The organism is Pseudaquabacterium rugosum (genome assembly GCF_038066575.1).
In the GTDB taxonomy this organism is placed as follows: domain Bacteria; phylum Pseudomonadota; class Gammaproteobacteria; order Burkholderiales; family Burkholderiaceae_C; genus Pseudaquabacterium; species Pseudaquabacterium rugosum.
Genome location: NZ_JBBUTF010000003.1, coordinates 235,834 through 248,449 on the forward strand (window position 1 = coordinate 235,834; position 12,616 = coordinate 248,449).

Sequence of the window (12,616 nt, forward strand, 5' to 3'; positions counted from 1 at the left end):
GGGGCGCACAATCGTGGCATGACTTCCACGACGATTCCACCGCTGCACCAGGTGCTGGCCGAGACCCGGGCCTGGGTCGACGAGGCCGTGATCGGGCTGAACCTGTGCCCGTTCGCCAAGGCCGTGCAGGTCAAGGGTCAGGTGCGCTACGTGGCCAGCCCGGCCGACACCGCCGAGGCGCTGCGCGCGCAGCTGGCCGACGAACTGCGCCTGCTGGCGGCCACGCCGGCCGAGCAGGTCGAGACCACGGTGCTGGTCCATCCTCATGTGCTGCAGGACTTCCTCGATTACAACGATTTCCTCGACGTGGCCGATGCCCTGCTCGAGGAACTGGAACTCGATGGCGAGCTGCAGGTGGCCAGCTTCCATCCGGACTATGCCTTCGCCGGCGAGGACCCGGACGGCCCCGGCCCGCGCACCAACCGCTCGCCCTACCCGACGCTGCACCTGATCCGCGAGGCCAGCATCGACCGCGCGGTGGCCGCGTTCCCGGATGCCGACGCGATCTGGCGCATCAACCAGCGCACGATGGAACAGCTCGGCGATGGTGGCTGGCAGGCCCTGCGCGCACGCTGCGAGGCCGCCGGCCGGCAGGCCGCGATGGGCACCGCGGTCACCGATGGCGCCGGGGTACCCGGCAGCGCCAGCGCGCAGGCCAGCGGCCAGAACCGGGCAGACTGAGCTGAGCTGAGCCGATCGAGCCGCGCCGGCCGGAGCCCCGCCCTCTGCGGTGGGGCCGGCCGTGCCGGACGGCGGTGCGGCAAGCCCGGTGTGCCGGGCCCGCGCGCGGCGCTCAGCGCTGGTTCTCGGGCAGCTCGATCTTGACCTCGAGCACCTCCAGATTGTCCTGGCGCTCGAGCTGGACCTTGATGTCCTCGGGTGCGATCTGCACGTACTTCGCGATGACCGCCATCAGCTCCCGCTGCAGTTGCGGCAGGTAGTCGGCGCGCGGCGCGTTGCGGCCCGAGCGCTCATGGGCCAGGATGATCTGCAGCCGCTCCTTGGCGACGCTGGCGGACTGCTTCTTCTCGCCCAACAGGAAGGACAGGAAGGACATGGCCGATCACCTCCCACCGAAGATGCGCTTGAAGAAGCCCGGCTTCTCGGCATCGATGAAACGCAAGGGCTTGTCCGTGCCCATGAAACGGTCGATCACGTCCTTGTAGGCCTCGCTGACGTCGCTGCCCTTCATGTGGATCGCCGGCAGGCCCTGGTTGCTGGCCTCCAGCACCGTCTCGCTTTCCGGAACCACGCCGATCAGCGGAATGCGCAGGATCTCCTGGATGTCGTCGAGCGACAGCATCTGGCCACCGACCACGCGCGACGGGTTGTAGCGGGTGATCAGCAGGTGTTCCTTGATCGGCTCGCCGCCGTCCATGGCCCGCTTGGTCTTGCTGGCCAGGATGCCGAGGATGCGGTCCGAATCGCGCACCGAGGACACCTCGGGATTGGTGACCACCAGCGCCTCGTCGGCGAAATGCATGGCCATCAACGCACCGGTCTCGATGCCGGCCGGCGAGTCGCAGATGATGTACTCGAAGCCCATCTCGCCCAGGTCCTTGAGGACCTTCTCGACGCCGTCCTGGGTCAGCGCTTCCTTGTCACGCGTCTGGCTGGCGGCCAGCACGTACAGGTTCTCGCACTGCTTGTCCTTGATCAGCGCCTGGTTGAGGTTGGCCTCGCCGTGGATCACGTTGATCAGGTCGTAGACCACGCGGCGCTCGCAGCCCATGATCAGGTCGAGATTGCGCAGGCCGACGTCGAAATCGATGACGCAGGTCTTGTGACCCCGCAGCGCGAGGCCGGTCGAGAAGCTGGCGCTGGTGGTGGTCTTGCCGACGCCGCCCTTGCCGGAGGTGACGACGATGATCTTGGCCATCTGGTGATTTTCCTGGTGGATGCGCCGTGCGTCACGCGGAGGCGACGCCTGCGGGCTGCGGGGTGGGTACGACGGATGCGGTCAGTGTCGGGACGGCGGAAGCAGCGCGCGATGGACGGACGCTGGCTGACGGGCTCATTGGCCGACGGGTTCGATGATCAGGCGCTCGCCGTCCAGGCGCACGCAGGCGGGCTTGCTCCGCACGTTGTCGGGTAGCTCGGTCTCGGTGGTGCGGTAGATGCCGGCCACCGAGATCAGCTGCGGTTCGAGACAGGTCGACCAGATGCGGGCCGAGGTGTCGCCGCGGGCGCCGGCGATCGCGCGGCCGCGCAGCGGCGCGTAGACGTGGACGTTGCCGTCGGCGATGACCTCGGCACCGAAGCTGACGACGGCCGTGACGATCAGGTCGCCGCCACGGGCATAGACGCGCTGACCGGAGCGCAGCGGCTTGTCGACGACCAGCGGGGGAACCGGCGTGGGCACCTCGCGCGGCACCTCGACCTCGCGCACCACCTCGACCTCGCGGATGATCTCGCGGACCAGGGCCGGTGTGTCGGTCCGGGCCGCGGCGGGCGCGGCATCCATCGCCTCGGGCAGGCCGGCCCGACGGGCCTCGCGGGTCTGGGCCGCGCTGCCACCCTGCACGCCGACGGGCAGCATGCCGATGCGCCGCAGCAGCGGCAGCAAGGCGGCGAAATCAGGGCACGGCACCCCGTCCCGCAGCGGGCCGAGGTCGATGACCACCGCATCGCCATCGAACAGGCCCGGCGAATCACCGAAGCGTTCGGCCAGCGCACGGGCCAGTGCGGCGGTGTCGGCCGTCTGCAGGCGCAGCACCGTCAACGTCCAGGCGGTGCTCTTGAGATCGAAGGCGGCGGTGGTGGTGGCCAAGGGAATCCGGACAGCGCGGGCGACCGGGGGACAACACCACCGGCCACGTCGAAGATGAGCGGCACAGTGTGGACGATGTGTGCCGCGACTGGTGTGCGAGTGTATCCGCCCGCACACGGTCCCCTTGCCTTGGGGATGGCGCTCGGCCCGGAAATGTTGCGGCGCCCCGACGAACCGGAGGCGCCGACGGTCACTCAGGCCGTGGCGGCCGCCTTGCGCGGGCTCTTGCGGGCCGCCTTGCGTGCGGGCACGGCGACGGCCTCGACAGCCGCCACCGGCGCCGCGCCGGCCCCCTTGCCGGCCGCACGGGAACCGGCGGTGCCACCGACCTTGCGCGCGGCGCGGGCGGACGCGCCCTTCTTCGCCGGCGTGGCCGTCGGCGCGGCGACGGCTTCGGCCGGCGGTGCGGCGACGCGGGAGGCCTTGCGCGCCGCAGACGCGGGCGCGGCCGCGGCCTTGACCGCCCGCTTGCGGGTGGCGGTCGGTGCCGGCGACTGCGCGGCACGGGCCATCGCGTCGGCCAGCATGGCCTTCATCAGCTTGGCCGCCTTGCGCTTGGCCTTGGTGGCCTCGACCGCGTAGACCTCCTCGGCCTCCTGGCGGATCTGGATCGCGCGGTCGAGCGCCGCCTGGTAGCGCTCGACGGTGTAGGTGTTCTCGTTGCCGATGTAGACGGTGCGGCAGCGCGGCGACATGCCGTAGCGCGGCACCAGGACCGACAGGTTGGCCGTGCGCAGCTTGGCGCCCTTGCGCTGGCGCACGATCGGCCCGGAGATGCCCGAGGGCAGGCCCGAGGTCTTGTTGGCGCTGGGGCGCCCCTGGAGCGTCACGGGAGCCGGCATCTCGTTGATGCGCCGGAGCAGTTCCTTGGTCGCCCGCACCAGCGCAGCGGCGGCGCCGCTGCCGTCGGGCGTGTGGTCGGAGAACATCTTGGTGCCGTGGTAACGCACCTGCCAGCCATGGGTCGATCGGGTGTCGATGCGCTGGATGCCCTGAGGCACGGTGAACTGCTCACCGCTGAAGATGACGACTTGACGGGTTTTCATCGCTGCTCCGGTTGCGGGGCGGCGCCCCTGAGGAGATCCGGGGTGAGTGCCCGCCGACAGCTGGCGGGCGACCCGGGCCTGCGCGAAGACAGCCGACAACACGCGCAGGCGCAGCCGTCGCACGTGGTTCCGCGCAGGATCAAGTTTATGCAAACCACGTGCCGGATGCACAACCGTGGAAACGCGCATCCCCTAAATCCGTCAGGGACGCTCAGTCGCTGAGCGCTGCCCCCGCTGCCCCCGCGGCCATCGTCTGCACCGGCGCATCGAGCGGCCCGAGCGCGAGCATCGCCTGCGCATCGTCGGCCGGCACCACCGAGACCGCCACCTGAGGTGGCGCGTTGCCTCCGCCGCGGATGACGCCACGCAGGGGCGCCACGTCCGCATAGTCGCGGCCCCAGGCCAGGGTGACGTGATCCTGACCCACACGCAGATCGTTGGTCGGATCCAGCGCCACCCAGCCGTGCAGCGGGCACCACAGCGCGACCCAGGCATGGCTGGCATCGGCGCCGATCAGGCGGGCCTGGCCGATGGGCGGCTGGGTCAGCAGATAACCCGATACATAGCGCGCGGCCAGCCCCAGGCTGCGCCAGACGCCGATCATCAGGTGCGCGTAATCCTGGCACACGCCCTCGGCGCGGGCCAGGGCCTGCAGCGCGTCGGTGGCCACGTCGGTGGTGGCGGGCCGGTAGCGCATGTGGGCATGGACGCGGTGCATCAGCGCCAGGCCCAGATCCAGCAACGGCCGGGCGCGACGCTGGGCCAGCAGGTCGGCCGCGAACAGCGCGAGCTGCGGATGCTGCGGCGCGAAGCGGCTGCCCAGCACGAACTCCACCGCCTCAGGCTGCTGGCAGCCGGCACGGTAGCGCAGACCGGCGGCGACCTCGGTCCACGGCGGACTGGCCTCGACATCGAGCGGCGGCGGCGGGCTGACGGTCACATCGAAGCGCGAGCGCACCAGCAGCCGGTCATGCACCTGCGCATGGCTGAAGCCCTGGCGCCAGTTGCCGAAGGCGTCCCGGCTGTGCTGCACCGTGGCGTCGGGCACCGGATCGATGTCCAGCCGCCAGCCGAGCACGCGCTGCACCGGGGTCTCACGCGGACGCAGCCACGCGCCATGGTGGGCCACCTCCACGGCGGCGTCGTAGCGGTAGCGCGTCTCGTGCAGCACGGCCAGGCGGCGCACCGAGGAAGCGGCGGCCGCCGCGGGCCGGACGCTGGCCGTGGCCATCACGGCCGCAGCGGCGGTCGCGACGGCCGAACGGGTCTGCATCGGGGACTGTGCCGAGGCCTGCATCGGAGCCGGCATCGGGACCGGGTGCGTCAGCGGACCGGAGACGGCCTCCCCGGCAGGCTCCCCGGCGGGCACCGCAGGCACCGCAGGCACCGCAGGCACCGCAGGCACCGCAGGCACCGCAGGCACGGCAGGCGCGGCAGGTACGGGCACGATGGAATCTTCTGCGCTCATTGCCAGACGGTGCGTTCGGGCGAGGCCACGTGGACGAACAGATGACGGCCGATCTCGTCGGACAGCCGCCGCGCTGCGTCGCAGCAGCCTTCGAGCGCCTGCAGCAGCGCCGGATGGTCACCGTCCTCGCCGGCCATGCCGAGCGTGGCCAGATCCCAGTGCTCGGGCGCCGGCATGTCGGCCAGCACCCGGTCGAGCCACAGCGGATCGTGGCGGGCGAGCTTGCGCAGGCGGTCGCGCGTCGTGCGCGCGACCCAGGCCAGGCTGCGTGGGTTGTCGGTGTCGAGCACCAGCAGGTGCAGCAGCGGCAGGACCTCGCGCCGGGCCTGGAACTGGGCACGGTAGGTGATCAGGCTGTCGAACAGGCCCAGCAGCACGGCGAAGCCGTCATCGGCCGTGTGCACGCGCCGCCGGAAGCCGGTGGCCAGCGCGTGCGACAACATCTCGAGCCGCTCGATCTGGCGTCCGACGCTGAGCAGACGCCAGCCGTCGTCGCGCGTCATGCGGTCGGTCTGGGCGCCGGTGATCGCCGCCAGATGGGTGGCGGTGCGGGCGAGCACACCCAGCACGTCGGGCGCCGGGGCATGGCCCTCGCCCTCCTCCAGCACGGCGCGCAGATGGGCCTCGAAATGGTCGCCGACCTCGTGGATCAGCTTCCAGTGCTCGGGCGCCAGGCGCTCGCGCAGCGATTGCGCGCACTGGCGCAGGGCCCTCAGGTTCCAGGCCACGCTGGTGGTGGTGCCGCCGGCCGTGGCCCCGCCCAGGCCGTGCACCAGCGCGCGCAGGAACAGCCGCGGCGACTGCTGCGGCGAGGGCACGCCGGGGCCGACCATGCCGTGCACCCGCGCCAGCTCGCCCAGCAGCGACAGCACCGTCGGGCTGCCGTCGGCCATGGCCTCCAGCATCACGCGCGCCAGGCGCACGCCGTTCTCGGCCCGCTCGGTGTAGCGGCCGAGCCAGAACAGGTTCTCCGCCGCGCGGCTGGTCACGCTGCGGTGCCAGCCCTGCAGTTCCTCGGCCGACAGCGGCTTGGGCAGCAGGCTGACCGGATCGACCGCACCCTCGGCGATGATCCAGGTGTCGACGCTGGCGGCGCCGTGCTGCATGCTCAGCCAGGGGTCGGCCGGCGTGGGATCGACCGGCACGCCGGTGCGGCTGGCCACCAGGCTCTGGCCCGACTGCGCGGCCACGCGGGTCATGGCCCCGGGCAGCACCCGCCAGCCGCCGCGGCCGTCGGTCAGCGCGAACACGCGCAACACCGCGGCCCTGGGTTGCAGCTGGCCATCGACCCACACCGGCGTCTCCGACGGCGCGACGCGGGCCTGCAAGGTGTAGGCGGCCGGATCGGCATCGACGCGGCGCAGCAGCGCGGCCCGCTCGCCGGGCGACAGCAGACCGGCGGCACGCGGCGCGATCTGGGCGTTGGGAAAGGTCGGCGCGACGACGAAGTCGGCCAGCCGCTCGCGCTGCTCGGCCCACACCGCCTCTTCGCCGCACCACCAGCTCTCGGTGGCCGGCAGCAGCAGGTCCTCGCCGAGCAGCCGGCGCGCGACGGCCGGCCAGAAGGCGGCCAGACCGGGGCTCTCGAGCACACCGGCGCCCGGCGCGTTGGCCATCACCACCTGACCCGCGCGCAGGGCCTGCAGCAGACCCGGCACGCCGAGCTGGGAATCCGCACGCAGCTCCAGCGGATCGAGGAACTCGTCATCGACCCGCCGCAGCAGCACGTGTACCTGCTCCAGCCCATGCAGCGTCTTCAGGTACAGGCGCTGGGCGCGCACCGTCAGATCGCTGCCCTCGACCAGCGCGATCCCGAGGTAGCGGGCCAGGAAGACCTGTTCGAAATAGGTCTCCGACAGCGGGCCCGGCGTCAGCATCGCGATGCGGCTGCGTTCGCCGGCCGGACTGAGCTGCAGCAGGCCGTCCATCAGGGTGCGGAAGCTGACGGCCAGACGCTGCACGTTCAGTTCGGTGAACGCGTCATGGAACTGCGGCGCGATGATGAGCCGGTTCTCCAGCAGATAACCCAGGCCCGAAGGGGCCTGCAGCCGCTGCGCCAGCACACGGAAGCCACCGTCGGGCCCGCGCGCGAGGTCGAAGGCGGCGATGTGCAGCCGCGTGCCACCGGCCGGCCGCAGGCCGTGCACCGGCCGCAGGTACTGCGGATGACCGTGGATCAGGCTGGCGGGCAGCAGCGCGTCGCGCAACAGGGCCTGCGGGCCGTAGAGATCGGCCAGCGTGGCCTCCATCAGCCGTGCGCGCTGCTGCACGCCGGCCTCGATGCGGGCCCAGTCGGTGCTGCTGACGATGGCCGGCAGCAGCTCCAGCGGCCAGGGCCGGCTCTCGGCCCGCTCGGCATAGACGTTGTAGGTGGCGCCGTCCTCGCGCACGCGGTGCATCACGCGGGCCCGGCGCGAGGGCAGATCGGCCCAGCCCGAGGTCCCCAGCTGCTCGAAGAAGCGCGCCCACGGCGGCCGCGGCCGGCCGTCATCCAGGCGCCACTCATCCCAGTGACCGGCGGTGGCGGGGTGGGCGAGCGCCGCCACCAGCGCGGCGGTGGACGGCAATCCGTCGTCGGCCAGAAGACTGCGTTGCATGGGCGTGATGATGCCTTGAAGCCGGACACCCCCCGACGGCCGGAGCGCCGCAGGGGGGCCGGGGCGGGCCTCAGGCCGTGCGCAGGTCCAGCGTGAAGGGGAACTCCAGGCTGCGCACCGGCTCGCCCACGCGCATCGCCCCCGGCGTGTGGCCGAGGGTGAAGAAACGCGCCAGGCGACGGCTCTCGGCCTCGTAGGCGTTGACCGGGAAGGTCGCGTAGTTGCGGCCGCCCGGGTGCGCCACGTGGTACTGGCAGCCACCCATCGAGCGCTGGGCCCAGCGGTCGACCAGATCGACCGTCAGCGGCGCGTGCACGCCGATGGTCGGGTGCAGCGCGCTCGGCGGGTTCCAGGCGCGGTAGCGCACGCCGCAGACGTACTCGCCGACGCGGCCGGTGGGCTGCAGCGGCACCGGCACGCCGTTGACCGTCAGCACATGGCGGCTGTCGACCAGACCGGTGGCCTTGAGCTCGATGCGCTCCAGCGAGGAGTCGACATAGCGCACGGTGCCGCCGGTCGCGCCCTCCTCGCCCATCACGTGCCAGGGCTCGAGCGCGTGGCGCAGCGTCAGGTGCACGCCGCGCGCATCCAGCTCGCCGACCTTGGGGAAGCGGAACTCGAGGTGCGGCAGGAACCACTCGGACTGGAAGCCGTAGCCGGCCAGCCCCATGTCGGCCATCACGTCCTCGAAGTCCATCCAGACGAAGGTCGGCAGCAGGAAGCGGTCGTGCAGCTCGGTGCCCCAGCGCTGCAGCGGCGCGCGGTAGGGCTCCTTCCAGAAGCGGGCGATCAGCGCGCGCAGCAGCAGCTGCTGGGCGATCGACATGCGCGCGTGCGGCGGCATCTCGAAGGCGCGCAGCTCCAGCAGGCCCAGGCGGCCGGTGGCGCTGTCGGGCGAGTACAGCTTGTCGATGCAGAACTCGCTGCGGTGGGTGTTGCCGGTCACGTCCACCAGCACGTTGCGCAGCGTGCGGTCGACCAGCCAGGCCGGCATGTCCTGGCCATAGACGCCCTTGTTCTTCTCGATCTGGGCCAGCGCGATGTCGAGCTCGTAGAGCTGGTCGTTGCGCGCCTCGTCCACGCGCGGGGCCTGGCTGGTCGGGCCGATGAACAGGCCCGAGAACAGATAGCTCAGGCTCGGGTGGTTGTGCCAGTAGGCCAGCAGCGAGGCCAGCAGATCGGGCCGGCGCAGGAAGGGCGAATCGGCCGGCGTGGCGCCGCCCATCACGAAGTGGTTGCCGCCGCCGGTGCCGGTGTGGCGGCCGTCGAGCATGAATTTCTCGGTCGACAGCCGGCTCTGCCAGGCCGCGTCGTAGAGGAATTCGGTGTGCTCGACCAGGTCCTTCCAGTTGGACGCCGGATGGATGTTGACCTCGATGACGCCCGGATCCGGTGTCACCTGCAGCACCTTCAGGCGCGGGTCGCGCGGCGGCGGATAGCCCTCCAGCACGACCTTCACGCCGAGCTCGGCGGCCGTGGCCTCGACGGCGGCCAGCAGCGCCAGGTAATCCTCCAGCCGCGCCAGCGGCGGCATGAAGACGTAGAGCACGCTGTGGGCGCCCTGCCCCTTGGCGGCGGCCGCGGCCTCGGCCTGGGGGCCGTTGGCGCGCGCCGGGTTGCGCGCCTCGACGACCAGCGCGGTGCGGGTGATCCAGTGGGCCGACTGGAAGCGCTCGGGCCTGCGCGCGAGCGCCATCGGATCGTCGGCCAGCGGCGACAGCGGCGCGACTCCGTCGCCCGACGCCCCCGGCCGGCCGGTGGTCTCGCCCGCCCCGGCGGCGGCCGGGCCGTCGCCAGCCACGCCCTGACCCCAGACGGCCGAGGTGCCGCTGTCGACACCGGCCTGCAGCGCCACCGTGCCGCCCTCGGCGAAGCCACCGCCGACCACGTGCGCGGCGTACTGGCTGCGGATGGCCGAGGCGGCCGGCAGCGCGTCGCGCGGCGCGAAGGGGTCGTGCTCGATGTGGTACGGATAGTCGGTGCCGGCGACCCACGGCAGGCTGTCCAGCGGCAGGCGCCAGCCCATCGGCGAATCGCCCGGGAACAGGTACATGCGCTCGTCACGGAAGAACCACGGCCCGGTCTGCCAGCGCGCGCCGGCCAGCGCCACGCCGCCCTCGGCCGGCTGGATCGGCAGCGCGTAGCCGATCGGCGCCTCCAGGCCCTGGGTGAAGACCCGGCGCAGCCGGGTGCGCTCCAGCTCGTCGTCCAGACGGGCGTCGAAGGGATCGACGTTGACCGGCAGCCGGCGCTCGCGCCACAGGTAGTACCAGGTGTCCTCGTAGCCGGTCTGCACATGCTGGTCGGTCAGCCCCAGGCGGCGGCTCAGCGCGCGGATGAAGCGCCCGGCGTCCTCGGCCGTGTAGTGCTGCGGCTCGCGCTCGTCGGCCAGCAGCGCGGTGTCGTGCCAGCAGGGCTGGCCATCGGCACGCCAGTAGATCGACAGCGCCCAGCGCGGCAGCTGCTCGCCCGGATACCACTTGCCCTGGCCGTAATGCAGGAAGCCGCCCTGGCCGTAGTGGTCGCGCAGGCGCTGCGTCAGGTCCTGGGCGATCAGGCGCTTGGTCGGGCCCAGGGCCTCGGTGTTCCACTCGGCGCCGTCGCGGTCGTCGACGCTGACGAAGGTCGGCTCACCGCCCATGGTCAGGCGCACGTCGCCGGCGAGCAGCTCACCGTCGACCTGCGCGCCGAGCGCCTGCACCTCGGCCCACTGGGTGTCGGTGTAGGGCAAGGTGACGCGCGGCGACTCCCAGATGCGCGTGACCTGCATCTCGTGGCCGAAGCTGACCTCGCACTCGTCGACCGCGCCGCTGATCGGCGCCGCGCTGCCGGGCGTCGGCGAGCAGGCCACCGGGATGTGGCCCTCGCCGGCCAGCAGGCCGGAGGTGGGGTCGAGGCCGATCCAGCCGGCGCCGGGCAGATAGACCTCGCACCAGGCGTGCAGGTCGGTGAAGTCGACCTCGGTGCCGCTCGGGCCGTCGAGCGCCTGCACGTCCGACTTCAGCTGGATCAGGTAGCCGGAGGCGAAGCGCGCGGCCAGGCCGAGGTGGCGCAGCGTCTCGACCAGCAGCCAGCCGGTGTCGCGGCAGCTGCCGGTGGCTTTCGTCAGCGTCTGCTCGGGCGTCTGCACGCCCGGCTCCATGCGGATGACGTAGCCGATCTGCTGCTGCAGGCGCTGGTTCAGGCCGACCAGGAAGTCGATCGTGCGCTGCTCGCCGCGGTCGATGGTGGCCAGGAAGGCGGCGAAGGCCGGCGTCGGCGCCTCGGTCACGAGGTAAGGCGCGAGCTCCTGGCGCAGCGCCTCGTCGTAGGTGAAGGGGTAGCTCTCGGCGCCCGGTTCGAGGAAGAAGTCGAAGGGGTTGTAGACCGACATCTCGGCCACCAGATCGACGGTGACCTTGAACTCGGTGGCCGGCTCGGGGAAGACCAGCCGCGCCAGGTAGTTGCTGAACGCGTCCTGCTGCCAGTTGATGAAGTGCGCCGAGGGCTCGACCTTCAGGCTGTAGCTCAGGATCTTGGTGCGGCAGTGCGGCGCCGGTCGCAGGCGCACGACCTGCGGCGACAGCTTGACCCGCCGGTCGTAGCGGTAGTGGGTGACGTGGTGGAGGGCGACGTGGATGGACACGGGGATCCTTGGGGTGATGCCGATGCCGCGGTGCAGGGCAACCGGTGCCGCACCGCCAGCGGGAGATCGTCGTCGGAGGACATGACAAGGCCGCGGCAGCGCTGCTGCGCCCGGCCGCGGCCTGTCAGGGGACGTGGCGCGTCAGGCCGGGACCAGGAAGTCGCGGCTGATGCCGGCGCCGATGTCGTTGATGCGGTCCAGGTACTGGGTCAGGTAGGCATGCAGACCGGTGGCCAGGATCTCGTCGATGCGGCCGAACTGCAGGTCCGCGCGCAGACGGCCGGCGCGCCGCCCCGTCTCCCCGCTCTGCGCGTTGGCCACCGCATCGACGTTGGCCACCACCTCGTTCATGCAGGCCGCCAGCGAGCGCGGCATGTCCGGGCGCAGGATCAGCAGCTCGGCCACCTTGTCCGGCCGGATCACGTTGCGGTAGACCTTGCGGTAGATCTCGAAGGCCGAGACCGAGCGCAGCAGCGCGCTCCAGTGATAGAAGTCCACCTCAGGCGCATCGTCGGCGCCCCAGGCGCCGAAGTAGTCACCGGCCAGCGCGTGGAACTTCACGTCCAGCAGGCGCGCGGTGTTGTCGCCGCGCTCCAGGAAGGTGCCGATGCGGATGAAGTGCAGCGCCTCGTCCATCAGCATGGTGCCCACCGTGACGCCCCGACTGAGGTGCGAGCGGAACTTCACCCACTCGAAGGCGGTGGCCGGGTCGCGCTCGAAGGAGCCCCCGCGCAGCAGCTGGTTGAACTCCAGCCAGGTCGCGTTGGTGGTCTCCCACAGCTCGGTGGTCAGCGTGCCGCGCACGGCGCGGGCGTTCTCGCGCGCGGCCTGCAGGCAGCTGGCGATCGACGACGGATTGCCGGTGTCGCGCACCATGAAGTGCAGCACGTTGCGCATGTCGGCGACGGCGTGCTTCTGGTGGAAGGAGCCGGTCAGCTCGGAGATGCCGAGCACGCCGGCCCAACCACCGTCGGCACGGTCGTCGGACTGCGTCAGCAGCGCGGTCTGGTAGTGGACGTCGAGCATGCGGGCCGTGTTCTCGGCCCGCTCCATGTAGCGCGACATCCAGAAGAGGTGATCGGCGGTACGGGACAGCATCGGATGGGTTTC

Annotated in this window: 9 protein-coding genes; 1 reads left to right on the plus strand and 8 read right to left on the minus strand. The window is 71.7% G+C overall.

The genetic code is table 11. From position 1 onward, the window contains the following. Positions 1–18 precede the first annotated feature (18 nt). Positions 19–681 carry a DUF1415 domain-containing protein gene (locus AACH11_RS03665; protein ID WP_341372840.1) on the plus strand — a complete coding sequence of 221 codons (663 nt, stop codon included), beginning with the start codon at positions 19–21 and terminating at the stop codon, positions 679–681. A gap of 112 nt (positions 682–793) precedes the next feature. Here the strand turns inward: AACH11_RS03665 and minE are convergent, their stop codons facing one another. The 8 genes from minE to AACH11_RS03705 all read right to left on the minus strand — a co-directional run bounded on the left by minE (position 794) and on the right by AACH11_RS03705 (position 12,604). Next, positions 794–1,057, minus strand: coding sequence for a cell division topological specificity factor MinE (gene minE / locus AACH11_RS03670; protein ID WP_341372841.1), 264 nt, complete (start codon positions 1,055–1,057; stop codon positions 794–796). 6 nt (positions 1,058–1,063) lie between these two features. Beyond that, entirely contained in the window at positions 1,064–1,879 is an 816-nt protein-coding gene (minD, locus tag AACH11_RS03675) for a septum site-determining protein MinD (RefSeq protein ID WP_341372842.1), read from the minus strand. A gap of 135 nt (positions 1,880–2,014) precedes the next feature. Beyond that, positions 2,015–2,770: a septum site-determining protein MinC gene (minC, locus tag AACH11_RS03680; protein WP_341372843.1), complete on the minus strand. Its 756-nt coding sequence runs from the start codon at positions 2,768–2,770 to the stop codon at positions 2,015–2,017. Positions 2,771–2,964: 194 nt separating this feature from the next. Beyond that, positions 2,965–3,816, minus strand: a complete 852-nt coding sequence (locus tag AACH11_RS03685; protein WP_341372844.1) for a hypothetical protein — start codon at positions 3,814–3,816, stop codon at positions 2,965–2,967. 211 nt (positions 3,817–4,027) lie between these two features. Further along, on the minus strand, positions 4,028–5,089 hold the full coding sequence (locus tag AACH11_RS03690) for a transglutaminase family protein (RefSeq protein WP_341372845.1): 1,062 nt from the start codon (positions 5,087–5,089) through the stop codon (positions 4,028–4,030). Positions 5,090–5,280: 191 nt separating this feature from the next. Then, positions 5,281–7,881 carry a circularly permuted type 2 ATP-grasp protein gene (locus AACH11_RS03695; protein WP_341372846.1) on the minus strand — a complete coding sequence of 867 codons (2,601 nt, stop codon included), beginning with the start codon at positions 7,879–7,881 and terminating at the stop codon, positions 5,281–5,283. 70 nt (positions 7,882–7,951) lie between these two features. Continuing rightward, positions 7,952–11,506, minus strand: coding sequence for a transglutaminase family protein (locus AACH11_RS03700; protein ID WP_341372847.1), 3,555 nt, complete (start codon positions 11,504–11,506; stop codon positions 7,952–7,954). 141 nt (positions 11,507–11,647) lie between these two features. Then, positions 11,648–12,604, minus strand: coding sequence for an alpha-E domain-containing protein (locus tag AACH11_RS03705; RefSeq protein WP_341372848.1), 957 nt, complete (start codon positions 12,602–12,604; stop codon positions 11,648–11,650). Between the last annotated feature and the right edge of the window lie 12 nt (positions 12,605–12,616).